Genomic DNA, 20918 nt, shown 5'->3' with positions numbered 1-20918 from the left:
TCAAATACGTCGGGTTCATCGCGGAGCCTGACGGCCACAGGCCCAGTCCGTTGTCCGTCTCTCTTCTTCCTGATCCGCCCGGCGCACCTCATGGTCGCAAGGGTCAACGGCTTGCGCCGTTGGCCTCGCCGGGAGGAGGTCATTGATGGCGACGGACGAGGAGGCGCGAGCAGCGCGGGATGCGCGGCTCCAACAGCTCCATGAGCGGCTAACGGCTGCAGTCGATCAGCTCGTCTCGGGTGAGGACTGGAAGCGTGCGCTGGAGTTCGCGGCCCGGTTCCGGGCGAAGTCGTTCAACAACACGCTGCTGATCTGGGCTCAACATCTCGATCTCTACGAGGCAGGTCGCACAAGCGCGCCAGAGCCGACCTTCGTGGCCGGTTACAAGCAATGGAAGGCGCTGGGTCGCTCTCCGCTGGCAGGCGGGTCGATGCAGATCTTCGCCCCGCTGATGGCGCGGTTCGCGTCCTCGACACCGCAGAACCCCGGATCATGGCGCCGCCTGGACAGGTACGAGAAGCCGAAGCCCGGAGAAACGGTCCGGTCGAAGATGGTCCGCGCGATTCCGGTGCGTGTCTGGGACGTCTCGATGACCGACGGCCCGCCGATCCCTGAACGCCCGGCGCCGACGCTGATGGAAGGCCAGGCACCGGACGGCTTATGGGAAGGGCTATCGGCACTGGTGGCGGCCGAGGGCTTCGCGGTGCTGCGGGTCGAGCACGAGGGGATGATCCACGGCGCGAACGGCCTGACCGACTTCCAGGCGCGCACGGTCGCGGTGCGGACGAACATGGACGACGCCGCGCAGGTGAAGACCCTCGCGCACGAGCTCGCGCATGTGATGCTGCACGGCCCCGACAGCCCGGATGCGACCGGGCATCGAGGCGTCGGCGAGGTCGAGGCCGAGTCCGTGGCGCTGATGATCGGCGCCGCGCATGGCATGGACACCACCGCCTACACGATCCCGTATGTTTCGGGCTGGGCGGGCACGGTCAAGGACAAGGACCCGGCCGAGGTTGTGCAGGCCACCGGCGAGCGTGTCCGCAAGGTCGCCGTGACGATTCTCGACGCGCTACCCACCGTTCAGGTCGGCACGGGCGACCCGCCCGGCCTGTCCCGTGAGTCGACTGGGACTTCGCGTGTGGCTGGCTCTAAGCGGATCGCACCCCAGTCGGTGCCGGGCGAGTCGGCGCGTTCGTCGCGTCCTGCGGACGTCGCGGTGAGGAGCCTGTGATGAGCGTCGCCAGCGTCCTCTCCTCGGTGTCGACCCTTCCATTGCCACAGGCCGCCGCGCTGCTCGCGGCTGCTGGGGTGCCTGTGTTGCCGTGCGTGCCGGGCGCGAAGAACCCGCTGTTGAAGCCCGATGAGGAGAACCCGGAAGCGCAGCCCGGCGGGTTCCACGCGGCAACCATCGATGCCCGTCAGGTGGCGGCGTGGTGGCGGCGGTGGCCGTCCGCGAACATTGGCATCCCGACCGGCGCTGTCTCCGGGGTCGTGGTCGTCGATGTGGATCGCAAGCCCGGCGGTGACGGGTTCGCGGCGTTCGAGCGCTCCCGCCGTGCCGGCCTGGTGCCGGGATGGCTGGCCGCGGTCAGGTCGGCGTCGGGCGGGGCGCACTTCTACTTCCCATCCGACCCGGACCGGCCGCAGCGGTCGTGGCAGGCGGCGAAGGCGCATGTGGACTTCCGCGGCGACGGCGGCTACATCATCGTCCCGCCCTCGGCCGTGACAGGCGCCGGCTCCTACGAGTTCGTCGCCGGTGCCGACCGTGCGCCCGCACCGGTCGATGCGGCTCGGCTGCGGGACTTCCTCGACCCGCGCCCGGAGCCTGCCCCGCACCAGGTACGCGGCCCGATCCGGTCGGAAGATGCCACACGGCTGGCCGCGTGGGTCGGGATGCGCGCCGAGGGCGAGCGCAACCGCGGCCTGTTCTGGGCATCGTGCCGTCTCGCGGAGGCAGGCATGTCGCTGCCGGAGATGGTCGACGCGCTTGCCCCGGCCGGCGAACGAGTCGGCCTTGCGCCGCGAGAGGTCGAGACCACGATCCGTTCTGCGTACCGCGTCGCGCACGCCCGGCCCGCATCCGTCGTCGGGCAGGGCGATGCGCCGCAACGGCCGGTGCGGCTCACGGGGCAGGTGCTCTTATGAGTACCGCGGTACGGACGCGGGGCGGCGGGGTCGCGGTCGTGACGGCCTTGGCCGGGACGGTGTTCATCGCGGCCGGCGCGTTCTGGCTCTCGTTCACCGCCCTCGCGGACCTCGCTCGCCGCTCGGGCGTGGATGCCGGGCAGGCCTGGGCGTGGCCGCTCATCGTCGACGGGATCATCGTCGTCGCGACGGTCGCTGTCGTCGCCCTCGCGAGCCAGCGGTCGGCTTGGTACCCGTGGCTGCTGCTCGCGGCCGGTGCGCTGGTGTCGGTGACGGCGAACGCGATCCACGCCGTCGTCGCGGCCGACGCCGACGTGCCCAGCGTGCTCGCCGCGTGTGTGGCGGCGGTACCGCCGATGGTGCTGCTGGCGATCACGCACCTCACCGTGATCCTCACCCGCCCCCTTCCCGCGAGCATCGAGCCCGCCGAGGAGCCTGCGCCTGATGAGCGCGTGCCTGATGCTGCGCCAGCGCCGCTGGCGGTCGGACCGGTGCGCCAGGCGAGCCGGGAGCTCGCAGCGCGCCTGCGCGAGGAGGAGGGCTGGTCGAACAAGGCCATCGCCCGGCGCCTGGGCGTGCACCCCTCCACCGTGGGTCGCTGGTTCACGGCCCCGCCCGCACTGACGAGGCCTGAGGAGAAGGAGACGCCATGAACGACGACCAGCACACGACCGCCCTGCACGAGCGCGTCGAACGCGCCCCGGACTGGCCGGAGCGCGACGAGACGCCGCGGGAGGGCGAGACCTCGGCGCTCGCCCGGCACCGCGACCCGTCGCTGACCAAAGACACCACGGAGGCGGCGAAGAAGCAACGGCCGGGCGTGGAGTGGGTGCGCCCGACCGACCTGATGGTCTCCCGCTCGGCCAGGGTTGCGGGACGGGGTATCGACTTCCAGGCTGAGCTCGCCCGCCGCTCCCGCCGGGTTCCCGGCCAGGCGTACCGGGCAGCGCGCACCGGGGCGCGCACTGGTGTCCGGTTCGTGAGCGAGCGTGCCCGGAAGCTGCCGCCCGTGACGGCGTTCGGCCGCGGGTCCGGGGAGCACTACTCCTGGGTGTCTCGCTCCGGGATCGGGCTCGGGTAACCATGTTCGCCCCCGGCGCGACGGCGCGAAACCAAGCCGCTGGGGGCCGTGTGCGCACCTGCCTGTCAGGAGGTGCCGTCATGGAGACTGCCACGGCCCGCAAACGGCGGGAACGATTCGACGATTCGGAAGCGCTGCGCGCCCTGCTCACCCGCCTCCACGAGGCGGGGCGCGGAGCGTGGCGCCATGACCCCGAGGCCGCTGCGCTCATGGAGCACGCGGCGAGCAAGTACGCGGCGCTGGCCCGCAAACACGGACTGGACCCGTGGGAGGCGGCGTCCGCGGCATTCGAGGCGATGCGCGGTGCCGCGACCCGCCGGGCGGAGGACCCGTGGGCGGTGATCACGCGGGCGGTGCAGGTGACGTGCACCGCGGAGGAGCGCGGCAACGGGCTGCTGTGCTCCGTTCACCAGGCCCGCCGTCCCCGCTACTCGGTGTTCCACGATGCGGAGCGGTTCAGCGATCGGGAGAACCCGCTGCCCGACTACCACCCCGCGTTCCGGTTCGACCCATTCACCGACGACGAGCCCGACGACGAGGACCCGGCGCCCGAGCGAGCGGTGAACGTGACCGCCGCCATCGAGGACACCATCGCGTTCCTCACCCGGGTCGGGTGGGAGCCAGAGACCGCGCGGGCCGCGGTCGAGTACGTCACTGCCCGGCTCACGGAGGCGTCCTCGCGGGCGTCGGCGTTCGAGGTGCTGCGCCGAGACCGGCAAGCCCGCGCCCTCCTCGACCTCCCCGGCGCATCCTGGACGGCGCTGCTGCGGGCCGTGCTCGGCGTTCCCGACCCGGCACTCGCGCACACGAACGCCGGCCGCGGAATGCTCCGCCGCCTGCTGATCGGCCAGCCGCTGCGCGCACTCCTCACAGACGACGATCTCGTGATCACCGCCGGGCTCGCCGCACCCAGATTCGATGCCGGGAGCGGCGGGCGATGAGCACGCCGCTGGAAGGCCGAATCGAGCTGGAGCGCGCCGTCGATTCGATCGTCGTCGGCGCGCGGCACAGGCACGACCACGGCGACCTGATCCCGCTGGTCGAGTCGATACGCCGCCACGGGCTGCTGCAGCCGATCACGGTCACCCTCGACGGGCACCTGATCTGCGGAGCCCGACGGCTCGCGGCGATCAAGCTGCTCGGCATCAAAACCGTCAACGTGTGGGTACGCTCCGGCGTCTCCGACCGGCTCGGGCAGCTCCTCGCGGAGCAGGACGACAACCAGCTCCACAAGCCCCTCACCCAGCTCGAAGCCGCCGCCCTCTACCGCGAGCTGAAGGCCCTGCTGGCCGAGGACGCCGCGCGCCGACAGGAGGCCACCCGGTTCCAGGCGTCCGCCGACGACGCAGAAGACGGTGGTGCCAATTTGGCACCACCGCAGATCGAGCAGGGCAAGACCCGTGCGCAGGCTGCTCGGATGGTCACTGGCCGCGCCTCCTACACGACGTTGGAGCGCATCGGCCGGCTGGAAGACCTCGCCGCGGACGAGTCCCAGCCCGAGGCGGTGCGGGCGCGCGCCGCGCAGGAGGTCGAGCAGATCAAGACCGGCGGCAGCGTCTATCCCTCGCATCTGCGCGTGAACGCGGAGCTGTCGCTGGCGGAGCTCGACCAGCTCGCCGCCGACCCTGCCCAGCCCGCCGAGCTGCGCGAGCAGGCCCGCACCGAAGCGGATGCGGTGCGGGCGGCGGAGCGGGAGGCGAAGGCTGCGGAGCTGGAGCAGTTGGCGCAGGCCGCGCTCGCCCGCGTCAAGGCCGCCAAGACCGGCAGGAAGGCGAAGCGGCCCGCGCTGACGGCGGTGGAGCCGGGTGTCCCGGTGCCGTTCCCGCTGAGCGTGTTCACCGCGACGTGGGACGACATGGCCTCGTGGTGGGAGCACTACGACCCCGCCGATGTCGGCCCGGCACTCACCACCGAGCAATGGGCCCGGTTCGAGGAGACGATCGCCGGCACCGTCACGTTCGCCGATGCCGCCCGTGCCGCCCGGGAGGACCGGGCCGAGCAGACCGCCTGAACAGGGCGGGGGGCGGTGGTGCGCACCTTCCTGGCAACCACGCATCCCTGTTGCCGTCCGGGAAGGACCCCTGTTCATGGACCCCGCCGCCCCCGATGACCGTCGCCGTCGTCGCCTGCTGATCGCCGCCACCGCCGCAGGCCTCGCCCTGCTGATCCTCGTCGGCGTCGGCATCTACGGACTCGTCCACGGCCCCGCCGCGGCCGACCCGGCGTCGAGCGAACGCCCGTCTACCACGGCTGCGCCTGTGACGCCCGGCCCGATGCCGGGCGGTGAGCTGGAGTCGCTCCGGCAGAACCTCGGCCCGGAAGCGTTCGCCCGCGCGGTCGCGACCGCCCTGTTCACCTGGGACACCACGACCGGGCACACGCCCTCGGACTATGCGCAGGTGCTCGCGGATGCCGCCCACGGTTCCGAGGCGGATGCGTTCGTGGGCGACGTGCGCGCCTACCTGCCTTCTGTGGAGGCGTGGGCGCAGCTGCGACAGTATGCGACGCGCCAGTGGCTCACCATCGACGAGGTGTTCATCCCGGAGGCGTGGGAGACCGCCGTCGACCAGGCCGCGCCCGGCCAGATCCCGGCCGGGGCGATCGCCTACACCTTCGAGGGCACGAGGCACCGCGACGGCACCTGGGGCACGACGCCGGTGGAGGCGTCCCGCCCGGTCGCGTTCACCGTGTTCCTCGTCTGCAACCCGCCCACGCCCGGCCACGGCGCGGCATCAGGTTCGTGCGAGGTGCTGCGGCTGTCCGAGCTCGACAACCCGCTGCACTAGCCGGGAGCGTCGTGATGAAGAAGCTCGCCGTCCTCGCCCTCACCCTGCTGCTCATCGGGCCCTCCACGGCCCTGCTGGGCGTCGCCGCGCTCGGCGGCACCTCCGCGACCGCCGCCGTCTGCACGCCCGGCTCACTCGCGGTCGGCCCGATCCCGGACTCGCTGACCACGACGACCCGAAACGGGGAGACGGTCACGCTGAACCGGCAACAGCTCACGCACGCGGCGACGATCATCACGGTCGGCGGGCAGACCGCCGGCGTCGGCCGCGACGGTGTGCTCATCGCGCTCATGGCCGCCCTCACCGAATCCACCCTGCGGATGCTCGCCAACACCAGCGCCTACCCCGAGTCGGCGAACTATCCGAACGACGGCAACGGTTCTGATCATGACTCGCTCGGCCTGTTCCAGATGCGCCCCGCCAGCGGCTGGGGCACGGTCGCCGAGCTCATGGACTCGGCTTACCAGGCCAGGGCGTTCTACGGCGGCGAGTCCGGCCCGAACTACCCGTCCCCGCGGGGGCTGCTCGACATCCCCGGCTGGCAGCAGCTCGACCCCGGCGAGGCCGCCCAGGCCGTCGAGGTCAGCGCCTACCCGGACAGGTATCAGAACTACCAGCCAGTCGCGCAGGCGATCCTCGACGCCCTCACCCGCCCCGCGCCCTCCGGCAACGGCGGCGGGGATGAGACACCGGTCGTGCCCGAGACGACCAGGATCGTGTTCCCGCTTCCCGAGGGAACCTGGGTGCGGACGAGCCCGTTCGGGTGGCGCAACGACCCGATCACCGGGGAACGACGCTTCCACGCAGGCTCGGACTTCGCCGCCCCCGACGGCACCCCGATCTACGCCGTCGCCGATGGCGTCGTGGTGCGCGCGAACTACACCGACGCAGGCGGCGGGATCATCGTCATCGAGCACACCGTCGGCGGGCAGCGGGTCGCGTCGATGTATGTGCACATGTGGCAGCACGGCATCCACGTCGCCGACGGCGACACCGTGACCGCGGGCCAGCACATCGGAGACGTCGGCTCCTCCGGCCACTCGACCGGCCCGCACCTCCACCTGCAGATCCACCCCGGCGGCGCCGGAGCGGACCCGGTGGACTCCGACGCCTGGCTCACCGAACACGGTGCCGGAGGGATTGCGGGCGGCGATGCCGCCCCCGCCCTGTGCACTGCCGGGGGCGCGTGATGGACGTGTTCCCCGACTTCGGCGGCGTGGGCGGCGCCGCAGACCTGCGCTCCATCGTCGGCGCGCTGCTGATGTTCGTGCTCGTCACCGCGGTGCTCATGCTCATCGTCTGCGCCATCATCTGGGCGATCAGCGGAGCCTCCGGCAACTACCAGGCAGCGACCAAGGCCCGCACCGGCCTGCTTGTCGCGGTCGGCGCCGCCGCGCTATCCGGTGCCGGCGTTGCCTGGCTCAACTTCCTGCTGGACGTCGGCACCCGGCTCTGACCGTCCTTGCCTGTGCGGCTGGGAGCGAGTGCGCACCTGACCGTCGAGAACCCCGTCTCGACCAGTCAAGGGAGCACAACCGTGATCGACATCGACCCCAACAGCTCGGGCCTTCCGGGCATCGAGCAGCTGCGCATCATCGTCGGCGCCGTCATGACGGTGGGCCTGATCCTCTCCGTCCTCGCCCTGATCGTCTCCGCGATCGTCTGGGGTCTCGGATCGAACAGCAGCAACCCCCACCTCGCCAGCCGCGGCAAGGTCGGCGTCCTCGTGAGCTGCGGGGCGGCGATCATCTGCGGCGCGGCGGTGACGCTGGTGAACTTCTTCTGGGGCGTCGGGCAGGCCGTCTAATGACGACCCGACATGACTTCCGACGGCGGGGGTGGGCGCGGTGAGCGTCTGCGACGTCCCGGTCATCTCCTCCGTCTGTGACGCCGTGGGCGAGGGCACCGCCTCCCTGATCGCGGCCCCGTTCGACTGGCTGGCTCAGGCGATGGCGGGGGCGGCGGCGTGGCTGTTCGAGGCCGTGTGGTGGGTGTTCGACACCACGACCCTCGTCGACGTCACGAGCGCCGAGTACGTCGGCGTCTACAACGTCCTCTTCGGCGTCGCCGTGTTCGTGATGCTGATCTTCTTCTGCCTCCAGCTCATCACCGGCCTGGTCCACCGCGACCCGACCGCCTTGTCCCGTGCCGCGCTCGGCCTCGCCAAGTCCGTCCTCGGCTCGTTTCTCGTCATCACGCTGACGGCGCTGCTGTTGGAGGTGACCGATCAGCTCGCGGTCGGGATCGTGCAGGCCACCGGGAACACGATGGAAGGGATGGGGACCCAGATCGGGCTCCTCGCCGTCGCCCTCGGCGCCATCAACATCGGCGGCCCTGGCGTCGGGGCGATCCTCACGATCTTCTTCGCCGGCCTAGCCATATCGGCGGCGGCGATTGTGTGGTTCTCCCTGCTGATCCGCAAGGCGCTGCTGCTGGTGGCGGTCGTGTTCGGCCCGGTCGCCCTGGCCGGGGCGACGTGGGATGCGACGAAGGGCTGGTTCGCCAAGTGGGCGGCGTTCGTGATCGCCCTGATCTTCTCCAAGCTCGTCCTCGTCGTGATCTTCCTCGTCGCGATCGGGCAGGTCTCGGCCCCGATCGAGGCCGACCTGGCCTCCATCTCCGACCCGATCGCGGGCGTCGTGCTGATGTTCATCGCCGCGTTCGCCCCGTACATCACCTACAAGTTCCTGTCGTTCGTGGGCTTCGACATGTACCACGCGATGTCGTCCGAGCAGGAGGCGAAGTCCGCGCTGAACCGGCCCGTGCCGGTGCCGTCCGCCCCGCAGGCCGACACGGCCAAGAAGGTCCTCGACGGCGGCACCGACCCGGGCAGCAAGCCGCCGAGTGGTGGAGGCGGCGCGGGCGGAGGCTCGACACCGCCCCCACCTCCTCCCGGTGCGTCGGCTGCGGCCCCGGCCAGCGCGGGAGCCGGCACGGCGGGCACCGGCGCCGCCGCATCAGCCGGAGCAGGAGCAGGGGCTGGAGCTGGAGCTGGAGCTGGAGCGGGCGCCGGAGCTGCCGGCGCTGGCGCGGCTGGTGCCGGTGCGGCCGCGGGGCCGGTCGGTGCCGCGGTGGTCGTCGGAGCCGCCGTGGTCAAGGCCGCAGCGACCGCCGGTCCGAAGGCAGGCAGAGCGGCGGGCGGCGCGGCGGACAGTCAGGCCGGCGCGGCGGCCGAGCAGGCATCCCCGCCGCCGTCGCAGGGCGCCCCGCCGCGTCCCGCACCGTCGACACCGCCTCCGGCCACGCCGCCCTCTCCCGGGCCTGGAGAGTCTTCGCCCGCGCGCCAGCGCCGGCAGGACCCGCCGCCTCCGCCGTCGTCCGCACCGGCCGGGAAGGAGTAACCGATGGTCACGAACTCGCCTAGCGACTACCCGCTGGCGCCGGTGCAGTTCTCGCGGCTCGCCAGGCGCGGCATCATGCTCGGTCTGTCCCTGCCGCAGCTCATCGTCCTCGGTATCGCGGTGCTCACGGTCGTCTTCTCCCTCTACACCGCCGACGGGATGGGCTTGGCCTGGACCGCACCCGTCTGGGGGACCTGCGCCCTGCTCGCGGTGATCCCTGCCGGGGGCCGGAAGGTGATCGAGTGGGTGCCGATCCTCGCCCGCTGGGCCGCCCGGACCTATCTCGGGCAGCTCATCTACCGGCGCCGCGTCATCAAGCCCCGCCCCGCCGGGACCCTCGCCCTGCCCGGGGATGCGGCACCGCTGCGGGAGTGGGAAGACCCCGAGACCGGCGCGGCGATGGTCCACGACCCGCACGCGCAGACCCTCACCGCGATCCTCGGCGTCTCCCACCCCGCGTTCGTGCTCCTTGATCCGGGTGAGCAGCAGCGTCGCGTCTCCGGCTGGGGCCGCGTACTGGCCGCCGCCTGCAGGTCCGGGCGGATCGCCCGCATCCAGGTGTCCGAGCGCACTCTGCCGGATTCCGGGACGGGGCTGGCGGAGTGGTGGCGCACGCACGGCACCGACGACGGCTCCTGGGCCGCGACCACGTACGCCGAGCTCATCGAGCGTGCCGGCCCCGCCGGAGAGCGCCACGCGACGACCATCTCGCTCGCGCTCGACATGAAGGCCGCCGCCCGGCAGATCAGAACGAGCGGTGGCGGGATACGCGGCGCGGCTGCGGTGCTGCGGCAGGAGATGAGCACGCTGACGACGGCGTTGCGCGCCGCGGAGCTCAGTAGCACCGGGTGGCTGACGCCGGGCGAGGTCGCCGTCGTCCTGCGCTCGGCTTACGACCCCGCCGCCGCCCCGGCGCTGGAGCGCCACGGGGACCTGGGCCGTGACCTGGCGACCGCAGGTCCGGTCGCGGTTACCGAGACCTGGGACCGGCTGCGGTCGGACTCCGCGCACCATGCGGTGCTGTGGATCACCGAGTGGCCTCGCTCGCAGGTGTATCCCGGCTTCCTCGCGCCGCTCGTGCTGTCCAACGGCATCCTGCGCACCCTCGCCCTGCACTACACCCCGGTGCGCGCCGACCAGGCCGCGCGGGACCTGCGGAAGAAGAAGACCGAGCTCATCTCCGATGCCGCCCAGCGGCGCAAGATCGGGCAGATCGACGACGCGGCCAGCAGCGCCGAGCTGGACGACGTGCTCCAGCAGGAGGCGGACCTGACTGCCGGGCACGGCGTCCTGCGCGTCTCCGGCCTCGTCTCCGTCTCTGCGCCGACCGTGGACGAGCTCGACGCGGCGGTGGCCGCGGTCGAGCAGGCGGCGATCCAAGCGTCCTGCGAGACCAGGCGGCTCGTCGGTCAGCAGGCGCAGGCATTCACCGCTGCCGCGCTGCCGTTGTGCCGGCCGGTCTGACCCGGCGCACCTGCTCACCAACCGTCACGCCTTCCTGTGAGGAGCCCCGATCATGCCGACCTTCGATGACCCGCTCGCGGACGCCGCTGAGGCGTCCGCCGCGCTGCGGGGCCTGGCCCACGCGACCCGCACGTTCGAGAGCCCCGCCGACACCCACCCGGTGATCGGAGATCTGCTCGCCGGCGTCAGGTCGCTGCGGCAAGTGCTCGACCAGCTCGCAGCCGCCCACATCAGCGCCCGCGCCAGGGCGCACGACGACGCCGGGAACCAGGCCGCCGGCGCAACCTCGGCCCTCGCAGCTGCCGATGAGCTGCACCAGGCCGGCACCCTGCTGGACACCGTGGAGTGGCGGCTGGACGCCGCCTCCCAGCACTCCGGTCGCATCGCCTGGCACCCCGCACCTGCCGTCGAGGACGGCCCGGCGAGGCGGTGGGTCAGCGTCGTGTTCCTGGAAGGCGCCGAGGCCGATGAGGTGCTGGAGCTGATCGACCGCGACGGGACGGATGCAGCGATCGAGCACCTGGCCGGGCACGACTACGGAGCGGAGACCACCCAGGCCGCGCTCGAGAACGGATACGTCTACGACGAGCCCCCGGCAGGTGTGCTCGACAAGGTGGCCACCCACGACGTCTACACGCTCACCTACAACCCCTTCCTCGGGCACGTCTCGCTGCTGCGCAAGCACGACACCGTGCCCGACCCGGCGCTCCTCGGCATCGACACCCCGGCCTCCGCACCCGCATCGGAGTCGAGGCGGGAAGCGGAACGCGCCGCGCACAAGTCCACGCGTGCAGTCGGCCCCGCGGTCAGCCGGGGGCGAGACGGGGCCGACTGGTTCACCCGCCGCCCCGGCGCCGCCTCCGCACACGGACGGGGGCTGGCGCTGTGACCGGGCAGGACGACAGCCGCCTGCACACCGCCGTGCTCGTCGGTCCCGAAGGCGAGCGGCGCCGGGCACGCAAGGCCCGCCGGCAGGCGGCGGCGAAGGTCGAGACCGATGCCCGCCAGCATCGCAAGGCACAAGCTCGGGCGAAGTGGGAGGCGGAGCAGGCTGAACGCCGCAACACGAGCTACCTGCCCGCCTCCGGCGAGGCGGGGCCCGCGGCGTTGCGGACGCCGGGCCGGTTCCGGCTCCCCAAGCACCAAGACACCTCCGCGACGCTCGCCGGCCAGTACCCCTTCCTGGCCGAGGCCGGCCTCGGCAGCCAGGGCGTCTTCGTCGGCCAGGACCTCTACAGCGGCGGATCGTTCGTCTACGACCCCTGGGTGCTCTATCAGCGCGGCCTCATCACGGCGCCGAACGTCGTGCTCGCCGGGATCGTCGGCTCCGGCAAGTCTTCCCTGGCGAAGTCGCTGTACACGCGCAGCCTGCCGTTCGGACGCAGGGTCTACGTCCCCGGCGACCCTAAGGGCGAACACACGGCTGTCGCGGAGGCGGTCGGCGGACGGGCGATCATCCTCGGCCACGGCCTTCGCAATCGTCTGAACCCGCTCGATGAGGGCCACCGGCCATCTGCCGTGTCGGATACGGAGTGGGCGATGCAGGTCGCCTCCCGCCGCCGCGACCTCATCGGCGCCCTCGCAGAGACCGTGCTGGACCGGGCGCTGTCGCCGTTGGAGCACACCGCCATCGACCTCGCCCTCCGAGACGCCGTCCGCAGCGCCGAGGTGCCGATCCTGCCGATGGTCGTCGACCGCATCCTCACCCCCAACACGGGGGACGATGAGGACGGTCGGCTCGCGGAAGACGGTCGTCTCGTCGGCCACGCGCTCCGTCGGCTTGTCGCCGGAGACCTCCAAGGCCTGTTCGACGGCCCCTCCACGGTCAGGTTCGACCCGTCGCTGCCGATGGTGTCGCTCGACCTATCGCGGGTCGCGGAGAACAGCACGCTGATCTCGGTGCTGATGACCTGCTCGTCCGCATGGATGGAGTCCGCTCTGTCCGACCCGGCGGGCGGGCAGCGATGGGTGGTCTACGACGAGGCGTGGCGGCTCATGCAGTACCCGGCGCTGCTTCGCCGCATGGACGCCCAGTGGAGGCTGGCGCGGCACTTCGGAATCGCGAACATGCTCATCTTCCACAAGCTCTCCGACCTCGACAACGTCGGCGATGCCGGGACCGCGATGCGCGCCCTCGCCTCGTCGCTGCTGGCGAATGCGGAGACCCGGATCGTGTACCGGCAGGAGCCGGACCAGCTCGGCTCCACCGCCCTCGCGCTCGGGCTCACCGGCACCGAGCAGAAGCTGCTCCCCGGCCTGGGGACCGGTCAGGGGCTCTGGCGGATCAAGGACCGCTCCTTCGTCGTGCAGCATCAGCTCCATCCCGCCGAGCTCGCCGCGTTCGACACCACCGGCCGCATGACCAGCGAACCCACGTAAGATCACGAATCCTGAAGGCAGTTGAGGCGGGAACCCACGGGCCGAGGGGCCATTTCAGAGTATCTGAGGTCGTGAGTTCGCGGTGTCGATGTCGTCGGGGAGCAGTCGCGGGATGAGCCGCACGAACACGACCATGACGATGAGCTCGACGAGGGTCTGTGTGACAACGACGAGCGGAGCAAGGTCGAACGCGGCGGGTAGGGCGAGGACGAGCGGGAGGACGACGAGGGAGTTGCGGGTCGCGCCGCTGAACACGATCGCGCGGCGACCGGGGACGTCGATCCGGGCAACCTTCCCGGCGGCGGCACCGATCGGGACCATGACCGCGGCGAACAGGATGTAGACGGGGATGGCGAGCAGGAGCGCGCCGAGCTGTCGTCCGACGCCGGCGATCTGGGAGGCCACCACGACAGCGAGGCTGAGCATCATGAGCGGCACCATCGCCCCCAGCACGGTGCCCTGGATCGCTACGCCCCAGCGGGTGCCGGCGGCGGCAAGCTGGGTGAACCCCGCGGCAACGAGAGGCAGCGCGATAAGCAGCAGGAACGCCTCGATGAACGGGGCGAAGTCGACCGTGGCGACGAACTCGGCTCCGACGAACAGCCAGAGGTAGAGCGGCAGCAGGAGCATCTGCGCGAGCATCAGCAGTGGTGCGGCCGCGAGCAGCCGATCCTTGGCTCCACCGGCGATGCCGGTGAACACGATGACGTAGTCCACGCATGGCGTGAGGAGGACGAACAACACGCCGATCAGGAGCACCTGATCGTGGGCGACGATCCGCGAAAGGACGTAGACGACGATCGGGACGGCGACGAAGTTCACCGTCAAGACGGTGACGAGGAAGCGCCAGTCGCGGAACGCCTGCCCGATCTTCGCGAACGGCACCCCGAGGAAGGTCGCGTAGAGCAACAGCCCGAGCACGGGGTTGATCGCCAACTCCGCCGGGTGCGCAATCGCCGGGATCAGCAGCCCGATGCCCGCGCCGAGGACGAACGCGGCGAGGTAGAGGGGCACCTGCCACCGCTCCATCCACTCGACCGCCGTCCGCATGAGTCTTATCCTTCCAGCCTTCCAATAGGTCACTGATCGCTGTATAGTCAGTGTGTGCTGACTCTTGCTTCTCGGGTGGACGTGATGAACCGGCTCGGCCGGGCGATGGCCGACCCGACCCGCTCGCGCATCCTGCTGTCGCTGCTGGAGCAGCCGGGGTATCCGGCGAAGCTCGCCCGCGACCTGGACCTGACCCGTACAAACGTGTCGAACCACCTGTCGTGTCTGCGTGGTTGCGGGATCGTGGTTGCCGAGCCCGAGGGTCGGCAGACTCGGTACGAGATCGCCGACCCACACCTGACGGCGGCGCTCGTCGCGCTGGTGGATGTGACGCTCGCCGTCGACGAGAGCGCGCCGTGCCTGGACCCGGCCTGCAGCGTGCCCGGCTGCTGCGACACCGAGGCCACCGCATGATGAGCGCGCCGGCCCTGACCGACGAGCGCCGCGCCCAGCTGCACCGGCGGGTGCGGTTCATCGTCTTCTTCACGATCACCTGGAACGTCATCGAGGCTGTCATTGCGCTCTCGGCCGGCGCGGTTGCGTCGTCTGCGGCGCTGATCGGGTTCGGTCTGGACTCGGTGATCGAGGTCGCCTCTGCCGCCGCGATCGCCTGGCAGTTCACTCGCAGAGACCCCGAACGGTGGGAGAAGGCCACCGTCCGGGTGATCGGGGGCGCGTTCTTCGCCCTGGCCGTGTACGTCGCCGTCGATGCGATCCTCGCCCTCACCGGCGTCCGCGACCCGGATCACAGTCCGGTCGGTATCGGGATCGCGATCGCCAGCCTGATCGTGATGCCCGTCCTGGCCTGGTTCGAGTTTCGCACCGGCCGGGAGCTGCGCTCCAAGAGCGTGCAGGCCGATGCGAAGCAGCTTCTGCTGTGCATCTACCTCTCCGGCACCGTCCTCATCGGGCTCGTCCTCAACGGCCTGTTCGGGTGGGCGTGGGCCGACTCCATCGCCGCGCTCGTGGTGGCGGGCCTGGCGATCCGTGAGGGTATCGAGGCTTGGCGCGGCGACATCGAATCCCCCTTCGAGGTGCTCGAAGACCTCGACCACGACGACCACGAGGAGGTCACCCCGTGACCCACATCGGCCCGCTCAACGGCCTGCCCATCGCCTGCACGCTGACCCCCACCGCCGGCAAGGCGCAGATCGAGAAGTGGCGAGCATTCGACGAGGACTACGCACTCGAAACGGAACGCACCGACACGCGGCTGACCATCCACTACGCCAAGGTCGAGGACTCCATCGCCCGCCTTCGCGGGCTGGTCGAGGCCGAAAGCTCCTGCTGCTCCTTCGTCGACTGGCGCATCGAGGAGCAGCACTCGGACCTGCGGCTCGTGGTGACCGGCTCCCCGCAGCAACTCGCCGCCCTCAACGTCGGATAGTCCAGCCCGAGCCGAGCGTTCACCATTCCTGCGATTCCTTCACGAATCGTGAACTCCTCGCACTAATCCTGAACGTTCGTCAGCCGCGGAGCACTGGCCGTACTCGCCCGCGTACCTGATGGATATGAGACTGCGACCGACTTACACCGCGAACGAACTCACGGCGGTTGGGACAGATGCGCACGAGTTCGGGAATCTCGACGTGCCTTCAGGAATCCCGAACGATCGGCAGGATTCCTGATGCTCCGGCCCCGCTACAAGCGATCCTGGGGCGAACCCGCATCCCGAAGCGGGAGTGCCGAGCCCGTGCCGGTCGTGCTCCCGCTCGTCGCCATCACCATCGCCGAGGACGGCCGCATGACCGTCACTGTCGACGGGGCGCCGTTCGAGCCGGAGCCGTTCGCGCCGCCGTGGCGGCGGGAGGACTTCGCCCGCGTCCTCGACCAGCTCACCGACCTGCGCCGCTCCCCGGTGCGGGTCGAGGTGCGCGAAGCGGACGGAACCGTGTTCACCGACATCATCACCCCGAGCAGGCGCCGCCGCACCGAACCCGATCCAGAGCCGGCATCGGAAGAACCGGCCCGCCGACCGGCGGCGGAACTCGTCGCGCTGCACGGGGAAGGGTTCGTTCCCGGCGAGGACGTCGCGATCGCCGTCGTCATCGCCCACGGCGATGCCGCCCCGGACGGCACCATGCGCGGCCTCGTCGAAGCCCACCAGCTCGCCGGGACCCCGACCCGCGAGGTCATCCTGCTCGGCCGCGTCTCCGGCACCCTCACGATCGGCCACCCCGAATGAGCACGCCCCGGCCCACGGGAGCGCTCGGGGACGAGCTGAGCAACCTCGGCATCGGCATCCTCATCGGCACGGCGGTCCTCGCCGCCATCCTCCGCGGCGCCGGGTCCGTCGCCGCCTGGATCACCGGCGTCAACCAGCCCACTGGCGGAGTCGAAGCCGGACTGGGCGTGCTGCTGGGCCCCGGTGACCCAGCGACCGCGCTCGGCGCACCGGGCCTGAGCGCCGTGGCGTACTGGATCACCGCCGGTCTGCTGGTCCTCGGCGCCGGAGTGGCCGGCTGGTGGACGTGGCGGTTCTTCCGCGAGCACGGCCGTCAAGTGAATACCGACCCGTACCGCATCGCCGGGATCGCCACCCGCAACGAGGTCGCTAAGGCCGCCTCGGAGGCGGCGCTGCTGCGCCGGGCCGGTCACCTGCGGCCCTCGCTCCACCAGCCGCAGCCGAAGGATGTCGGCTACCGGATCGGCGCCTCACATGGCACGAGCGTCTGGGCGTCCGTCGAAGACAGCATCCTGCTGATCGGCCCGCCCCGCTCCGGGAAGGGCGCCCACATCGTCATCAACGCCATCTTGGACGCCCCTGGCGCGGTCGTCACCACATCGACGCGGCCGGACAACCTGACCGCGACGCTCCGCGCCCGGCAGAAGATCGGCCCTGTCGCGGTGTTCGACCCCCAGCACCTCGCCGAAGGCCTACCCGCCGGGCTCAGGTGGTCACCCATCCGCGGGTGTGAGGACCCTTTGACGGCGATGATCCGCGCGACCGGCCTTGCCGCCGGCACCGGTCTCTCGGCCGGCGGGGTCGAGGGAGGCGGGTTCTGGGAGGGCAAGACGAGGACCGCGCTCCAGGCGCTCCTCCATGCCGCCGCCCTCGATCACCGGCCGCCCTCGGAGCTGTTCCGTTGGACCCTCGACCCCTCCGCCGCCGCGGACGCAGTGGCGATCCTCACCGCGAACCCGCGAGCGGCGACTGGGTGGGCGGACTCGTTGCAGGCGATGATCGACTCCGACCCCCGCACGCGCGACTCCATCTGGCAAGGCGTCTCCCTCGCCCTCGCCGCGCTGGCAGACCCGCGCGTGCTCGACGCCGTCTCGCCGCGCGAGGACGAGGACTTCGACCCCGAAGCGTTCCTCCGCGACCGAGGAACCCTCTATCTGCTCGCCACCGGAGCCGGCGCCAACAACTCCGCTGCGTTGGTGGCGGCGTTCGTGGAAGACGTCGTGGAAGCCGCCCGCCGCCTCGCCGCCACGAGCCCCGGCGCCCGCCTCGACCCGCCACTGCTGCTCGCACTCGATGAGGTCGGCAACCTCGCACCCTTGCCCTCGCTGCCGACGCTCATGGCAGAGGGCGGCGGAACCGGGATCACGACCATGCCCGTACTCCAAAGCCTCGCGCAGGCGCGGGAGAAGTGGTCGGAGAACGCGGCCGGCGCGATCTGGGACGCCTCTATCGTCAAGATCGTCCTCGGCGGAGCGTCGAACTCCAAGGACCTGCACGACCTGACCACGCTCATCGGCGAGCGCGACGAAGTGACCGACTCCACCACGGTCGGAGACCACGGCTCCCGCTCCGCACAGCGCTCCATCCGCCGCGTGCCGATCATGCCGCCCGACACGATCCGCACCCTCCCGTTCGGGACTGCACTGGTGCTGCTGCGCTCCGCACCACCCATCGTCACCCGATTGCGGACCTGGACCGACCGGCCCGACGCGAAACAGCTGCGCGACGACCGGGCCGACATCGAGGCGACGCTGCAGCACCGCTCGGAGGAGCCGCCGGGCGCACCTGCCTGACAGAGCGGCCCCACCGTGGGGTCGCCGCCGATGTCAGAAAGAGGGGCAGTCCAATGGCTCTCCACACGCAGGAATCCGTCTCGGGGTTCATCGCCTCCGACCCGCAGCTCACCTACACGGAGCGGGGCGATGCCCGGTTCTACGCCAAGATCGGGCAGGAGCACTATCGCAAGGAGCCGGACGGGTCGTTCACGCAGACCGAGACGACCTTCCACGACCTCGTGGCGTTCAAGAAGACCGCCGAGCGCGCCCACGACCGGCTCGCCAAGGGAGACAAGTTCGTCGCCGAGGGCTACACCCGCGAGTACGACCGCGCCACGCCGGAAGGCGAGGTGGTCAAGTCCGAGGAGTTCGTCGCGAAGAAGCTCGGCCACGACCTCGCCCGCACGAGCTACGAGGTCGACCGCACCCGCCGCCAGCCCGCCGTCACGCAGGAGACCGCGGGGCAGACCGTCGATGTCGGCGCCCGCCGCGAATCACGCGGCGCCGCACCGGCGCTCGGGCTCTGAACGGCGGTGACCGTGATGAACCAGAACGACACCGCCCCCGAGACCGACGAACCGGACCTGGACGGGGAGGCCGCGGAGTTCGACGGGCCGCTGATCCCGGAGCCTCCGCACCCGATCAACTGGAACCTCCTGACCAGCGAGGAAGCGGAGGCCGAGTGGCTGGAGCTGAACCGCTGGGTCGACTGGCTCCGCCGCACCTACGGGCTGCCTGCTTCGGTAGTTCCGCCGTTCTGGCACCGCCACCCGGAGCTGTTGTGGGAGCTGAGCGCTCTGCACCTGCATTGGCTGTCCGCCTACGACCCGGAGCAGAACGGCTCCGCGCCGCTGGGCTGGCATCGCGACTTCGCCGACGCCCGCCAGCGGCTCCGCGACTGGGTCGCCGCTTCCGGAACCCGTCTCGACCGAGACCGCCCGACCCGGCAGACCACCTGGCCCGGCGAGGACCCGGCAGGCCCGGTCGAGGACACGATCATCGCTCACCGGGATCAGGACTTCGTGCAGTTCGTCCTCGACGATGTCGCCGCGCGCCGCCAGGCCGAGGACGACTTCTATGCCGGACTCGACCCGAACACCGGAGAAGTCGCATGAGCGATACCGGCGGCACGATCGTGGTCTCGCCTCTAATGGACAGTCGGGAGATCGCCGCCTATCTCAAGGTGTCCGAGTCGACTTTGTCGAGGTGGCGTTCGGCTGGTCAGGGGCCGCCGTTCCTGCGGCTGGGCGGGATCGCCCGGTACCGCATCGACGCGGTCGACGCCTGGCTGGCTGGGCTGGAGGACAGCCATGCCCCGGAAGGGTGAGCCGCTCCCGCACGCGCAGCCAAAGCCGGTGCCTCCGGTCGGCGTGAAGATCTCCACCGACCTGGAACGTCGCTCCTACGGCATCCGCGCCCGTGCCCGCTGGACGGACCCGATCAGCAAACGCCGCATCATCCGCTCCGAGATCGTCGATGACGAGGCTGCGGCGCACGAGTTCTTCGACTCGCTGCGGCAGTCATCGGCCAAGGGCATGGACGTGTCCATGACGCTCACCGAGTTCGTCACCACGATCGGCGACCGATGGGCGCGCGGCCTCGACCCCACCTCCACCGGGGAGACCTACGGGTACGGTCTCAAGCTCCGGGTGCTACCTGCCCTCGGGCACCTGCCGGTCGCGCAGATCACCGCCGGGATCATCGACCGCACCATCGATGCCTGGGAGAAACGGCACGGGGCGTCAACGATCAAGAACTCCATCGCCCCGCTCGTGCGGGTCCTCGATGAAGCGGTGCGCGACGGGCTCATCCCGATCAACCCCGCGAAGAACCGTGCCAAGCGCAGCCTGAACCGCAATGCCTTCCGTCTCCAGCCTGCGGAGGATGCTTCCCCGCGCGCGCATGCGATCCCCGACATGGCAACGCTGACGACGCTCGCTGAAGCCTGCGGGAACATTCACCAGTCCTACTCCGACTTCGTCATGCTCGCCGCCCTCCTCGCAGCGCGCTCATCCGAGGTCTCGGGCCTTCAGGCCGGTGACGTCCGGTTCGACAAGAACATCGTGATGATCGCACGGCAGACCTACCCCGGCAAAGGCGGGCTCATCACGAAACAGACGAAAGGCCGGAGAGAACGCCGCGTCCCGATCCTCGACCCGCTCCGCCCGATCCTCGAGCGGCTCGCGGAAGGCAAGGAGCCCGAGGACCGGCTGCTGATCGGCCCGAAGGGCGGCGCTCTCACGACCGCGACCGTGCGGGACGCCACGAACTGGGACCAGATCGTCAGCGATCTCGGCCTGCCCGACCTCACCCGGCACGGCCTCCGGCACACCGGAGCCACCTGGATGGCAGACGCAGGCATCCCGCTGCACGTCCTCCAGGACATCCTCGGCCACGCCTCCGTCGAGACCACACGCGGATACCTGCACCCCGACGACCGCCACCTCGCATCCGCCGCAGAGCAGGCCAACGCCTTCCTCGCCCGATCCGCCAAGGCCAGCAGACCGAGCCGGCGTGAGGCCTCGAGGCCACTGTGACGGGGAGCCGGAAGCCACGACCGGGGGCTCTGGTCCCCTTTTGGTCCCCTTATCCACAGGCGGCGTTTTCCAGAGAGCCAGATATGCCCTCCGACGTCTGTGATGCGGCATCGATGCCTTGGCGAGGGGACCAGAGGGGGACCAACAAAAACCCGTCGTCAGACATGACGAA

At 70.9% G+C, this 20918-nt stretch carries 24 protein-coding genes; 23 read left to right on the top strand and 1 reads right to left on the bottom strand.

From position 1 onward, the window contains the following. Window positions 1-145: 145 nt before the first annotated feature. The 14 genes from AB1K56_RS05915 to AB1K56_RS05850 all read left to right on the top strand — a co-directional run bounded on the left by AB1K56_RS05915 (window position 146) and on the right by AB1K56_RS05850 (window position 13199). A complete protein-coding gene (locus AB1K56_RS05915; protein WP_070708795.1) occupies window positions 146-1234 on the top strand; it encodes an ImmA/IrrE family metallo-endopeptidase in 1089 nt (362 codons plus the stop codon). Next, complete coding sequence (locus AB1K56_RS05910; protein WP_020627596.1) at window positions 1234-2148, top strand: bifunctional DNA primase/polymerase; 915 nt, start codon at window positions 1234-1236, stop codon at window positions 2146-2148. The genes AB1K56_RS05915 and AB1K56_RS05910 overlap by 1 nt, the downstream gene beginning before the upstream one ends. Next, entirely contained in the window at window positions 2145-2801 is a 657-nt protein-coding gene (locus AB1K56_RS05905) for a DUF2637 domain-containing protein (RefSeq protein WP_020627597.1), read from the top strand. The genes AB1K56_RS05910 and AB1K56_RS05905 overlap by 4 nt, the downstream gene beginning before the upstream one ends. Further along, window positions 2798-3229, top strand: coding sequence for a hypothetical protein (locus AB1K56_RS05900; protein ID WP_020627598.1), 432 nt, complete (start codon window positions 2798-2800; stop codon window positions 3227-3229). Before AB1K56_RS05905 ends, AB1K56_RS05900 begins: the two co-directional genes overlap by 4 nt. Before the next feature lie 80 nt (window positions 3230-3309). Continuing rightward, the gene (locus AB1K56_RS05895) at window positions 3310-4170 is read left to right on the top strand and encodes a hypothetical protein (RefSeq protein WP_043281843.1); all 861 of its coding nucleotides are present in this window, start codon (window positions 3310-3312) and stop codon (window positions 4168-4170) included. Beyond that, on the top strand, window positions 4167-5240 hold the full coding sequence (locus AB1K56_RS05890; protein ID WP_020627600.1) for a ParB N-terminal domain-containing protein: 1074 nt from the start codon (window positions 4167-4169) through the stop codon (window positions 5238-5240). The genes AB1K56_RS05895 and AB1K56_RS05890 overlap by 4 nt, the downstream gene beginning before the upstream one ends. A gap of 76 nt (window positions 5241-5316) precedes the next feature. After that, window positions 5317-6015: a hypothetical protein gene (locus AB1K56_RS05885; RefSeq protein WP_020627601.1), complete on the top strand. Its 699-nt coding sequence runs from the start codon at window positions 5317-5319 to the stop codon at window positions 6013-6015. A 14-nt stretch (window positions 6016-6029) separates the two neighbouring features. After that, complete coding sequence (locus AB1K56_RS05880; protein WP_020627602.1) at window positions 6030-7205, top strand: M23 family metallopeptidase; 1176 nt, start codon at window positions 6030-6032, stop codon at window positions 7203-7205. Beyond that, window positions 7205-7471, top strand: coding sequence for a DUF6112 family protein (locus tag AB1K56_RS05875; protein WP_043281856.1), 267 nt, complete (start codon window positions 7205-7207; stop codon window positions 7469-7471). The genes AB1K56_RS05880 and AB1K56_RS05875 overlap by 1 nt, the downstream gene beginning before the upstream one ends. 81 nt (window positions 7472-7552) lie before the next feature. Continuing rightward, window positions 7553-7822, top strand: a complete 270-nt coding sequence (locus AB1K56_RS05870; protein ID WP_020627604.1) for a DUF6112 family protein — start codon at window positions 7553-7555, stop codon at window positions 7820-7822. A gap of 40 nt (window positions 7823-7862) precedes the next feature. Beyond that, entirely contained in the window at window positions 7863-9356 is a 1494-nt protein-coding gene (locus AB1K56_RS05865; RefSeq protein ID WP_043281858.1) for a conjugal transfer protein TrbL, read from the top strand. Between the two features lie 3 nt (window positions 9357-9359). Further along, window positions 9360-10820, top strand: coding sequence for an SCO6880 family protein (locus AB1K56_RS05860; RefSeq protein WP_020627606.1), 1461 nt, complete (start codon window positions 9360-9362; stop codon window positions 10818-10820). Window positions 10821-10872: 52 nt separating this feature from the next. Beyond that, window positions 10873-11709 (top strand): hypothetical protein, encoded by an 837-nt coding sequence (locus tag AB1K56_RS05855; RefSeq protein ID WP_070708980.1) that lies wholly within the window; start codon window positions 10873-10875, stop codon window positions 11707-11709. Then, complete coding sequence (locus tag AB1K56_RS05850) at window positions 11706-13199, top strand: ATP-binding protein (protein WP_070708981.1); 1494 nt, start codon at window positions 11706-11708, stop codon at window positions 13197-13199. The genes AB1K56_RS05855 and AB1K56_RS05850 overlap by 4 nt, the downstream gene beginning before the upstream one ends. A gap of 54 nt (window positions 13200-13253) precedes the next feature. On the opposite strand, the gene AB1K56_RS05845 is transcribed toward AB1K56_RS05850, so the two are convergent. Then, on the bottom strand, window positions 13254-14249 hold the full coding sequence (locus AB1K56_RS05845; protein ID WP_101966154.1) for an arsenic resistance protein: 996 nt from the start codon (window positions 14247-14249) through the stop codon (window positions 13254-13256). Window positions 14250-14303: 54 nt separating this feature from the next. Here AB1K56_RS05845 and AB1K56_RS05840 point away from each other — a divergent pair, with 54 nt between their 5' ends. The 9 genes from AB1K56_RS05840 to AB1K56_RS05800 all read left to right on the top strand — a co-directional run bounded on the left by AB1K56_RS05840 (window position 14304) and on the right by AB1K56_RS05800 (window position 20746). Next, on the top strand, window positions 14304-14663 hold the full coding sequence (locus tag AB1K56_RS05840; RefSeq protein WP_043278786.1) for a helix-turn-helix transcriptional regulator: 360 nt from the start codon (window positions 14304-14306) through the stop codon (window positions 14661-14663). Beyond that, window positions 14660-15331, top strand: coding sequence for a cation diffusion facilitator family transporter (locus AB1K56_RS05835; protein WP_371204940.1), 672 nt, complete (start codon window positions 14660-14662; stop codon window positions 15329-15331). Before AB1K56_RS05840 ends, AB1K56_RS05835 begins: the two co-directional genes overlap by 4 nt. Beyond that, window positions 15328-15636, top strand: a complete 309-nt coding sequence (locus tag AB1K56_RS05830) for a hypothetical protein (protein WP_020624338.1) — start codon at window positions 15328-15330, stop codon at window positions 15634-15636. The genes AB1K56_RS05835 and AB1K56_RS05830 overlap by 4 nt, the downstream gene beginning before the upstream one ends. A gap of 306 nt (window positions 15637-15942) precedes the next feature. Next, the gene (locus AB1K56_RS05825) at window positions 15943-16434 is read left to right on the top strand and encodes a hypothetical protein (protein WP_020624339.1); all 492 of its coding nucleotides are present in this window, start codon (window positions 15943-15945) and stop codon (window positions 16432-16434) included. Then, window positions 16431-18227: a type IV secretory system conjugative DNA transfer family protein gene (locus AB1K56_RS05820; protein ID WP_251204188.1), complete on the top strand. Its 1797-nt coding sequence runs from the start codon at window positions 16431-16433 to the stop codon at window positions 18225-18227. Before AB1K56_RS05825 ends, AB1K56_RS05820 begins: the two co-directional genes overlap by 4 nt. 53 nt (window positions 18228-18280) lie before the next feature. Continuing rightward, the gene (locus AB1K56_RS05815; protein ID WP_020624341.1) at window positions 18281-18736 is read left to right on the top strand and encodes a single-stranded DNA-binding protein; all 456 of its coding nucleotides are present in this window, start codon (window positions 18281-18283) and stop codon (window positions 18734-18736) included. 15 nt (window positions 18737-18751) lie between these two features. Beyond that, window positions 18752-19324, top strand: a complete 573-nt coding sequence (locus tag AB1K56_RS05810) for a hypothetical protein (protein WP_070708793.1) — start codon at window positions 18752-18754, stop codon at window positions 19322-19324. Continuing rightward, window positions 19321-19536, top strand: coding sequence for an AlpA family transcriptional regulator (locus AB1K56_RS05805; protein ID WP_020628096.1), 216 nt, complete (start codon window positions 19321-19323; stop codon window positions 19534-19536). Before AB1K56_RS05810 ends, AB1K56_RS05805 begins: the two co-directional genes overlap by 4 nt. Before the next feature lie 43 nt (window positions 19537-19579). After that, window positions 19580-20746 (top strand): site-specific integrase, encoded by a 1167-nt coding sequence (locus AB1K56_RS05800; protein WP_308302086.1) that lies wholly within the window; start codon window positions 19580-19582, stop codon window positions 20744-20746. Window positions 20747-20918: the final 172 nt, after the last annotated feature.

It is taken from the genome of Microbacterium sp. BWR-S6Y, assembly GCF_041379845.1.
GTDB lineage: Bacteria > Actinomycetota > Actinomycetes > Actinomycetales > Microbacteriaceae > Microbacterium > Microbacterium hydrothermale.
This window is presented reverse-complemented; position numbering and strand designations above follow the sequence as displayed.

Excerpts from the sequence above, each read along its gene's own strand:
- AB1K56_RS05805 (WP_020628096.1), top strand. The coding sequence starts at position 19,321 with ATGAGCGATACCGGCGGCACGATCGTGGTCTCGCCTCTAATGGACAGT.
- AB1K56_RS05890 (WP_020627600.1), top strand. The coding sequence starts at position 4,167 with ATGAGCACGCCGCTGGAAGGCCGAATCGAGCTGGAGCGCGCCGTCGAT.
- AB1K56_RS05910 (WP_020627596.1), top strand. The coding sequence starts at position 1,234 with ATGAGCGTCGCCAGCGTCCTCTCCTCGGTGTCGACCCTTCCATTGCCA.
- AB1K56_RS05905 (WP_020627597.1), top strand. The coding sequence starts at position 2,145 with ATGAGTACCGCGGTACGGACGCGGGGCGGCGGGGTCGCGGTCGTGACG.
- AB1K56_RS05810 (WP_070708793.1), top strand. The coding sequence starts at position 18,752 with ATGAACCAGAACGACACCGCCCCCGAGACCGACGAACCGGACCTGGAC.
- AB1K56_RS05835 (WP_371204940.1), top strand. The coding sequence starts at position 14,660 with ATGATGAGCGCGCCGGCCCTGACCGACGAGCGCCGCGCCCAGCTGCAC.
- AB1K56_RS05820 (WP_251204188.1), top strand. The coding sequence starts at position 16,431 with ATGAGCACGCCCCGGCCCACGGGAGCGCTCGGGGACGAGCTGAGCAAC.
- AB1K56_RS05885 (WP_020627601.1), top strand. The coding sequence starts at position 5,317 with ATGGACCCCGCCGCCCCCGATGACCGTCGCCGTCGTCGCCTGCTGATC.
- AB1K56_RS05855 (WP_070708980.1), top strand. The coding sequence starts at position 10,873 with ATGCCGACCTTCGATGACCCGCTCGCGGACGCCGCTGAGGCGTCCGCC.
- AB1K56_RS05875 (WP_043281856.1), top strand. The coding sequence starts at position 7,205 with ATGGACGTGTTCCCCGACTTCGGCGGCGTGGGCGGCGCCGCAGACCTG.
- AB1K56_RS05895 (WP_043281843.1), top strand. The coding sequence starts at position 3,310 with ATGGAGACTGCCACGGCCCGCAAACGGCGGGAACGATTCGACGATTCG.
- AB1K56_RS05815 (WP_020624341.1), top strand. The coding sequence starts at position 18,281 with ATGGCTCTCCACACGCAGGAATCCGTCTCGGGGTTCATCGCCTCCGAC.
- AB1K56_RS05860 (WP_020627606.1), top strand. The coding sequence starts at position 9,360 with ATGGTCACGAACTCGCCTAGCGACTACCCGCTGGCGCCGGTGCAGTTC.
- AB1K56_RS05880 (WP_020627602.1), top strand. The coding sequence starts at position 6,030 with ATGAAGAAGCTCGCCGTCCTCGCCCTCACCCTGCTGCTCATCGGGCCC.
- AB1K56_RS05915 (WP_070708795.1), top strand. The coding sequence starts at position 146 with ATGGCGACGGACGAGGAGGCGCGAGCAGCGCGGGATGCGCGGCTCCAA.
- AB1K56_RS05900 (WP_020627598.1), top strand. The coding sequence starts at position 2,798 with ATGAACGACGACCAGCACACGACCGCCCTGCACGAGCGCGTCGAACGC.
- AB1K56_RS05845 (WP_101966154.1), bottom strand. The coding sequence starts at position 14,249 with ATGCGGACGGCGGTCGAGTGGATGGAGCGGTGGCAGGTGCCCCTCTAC.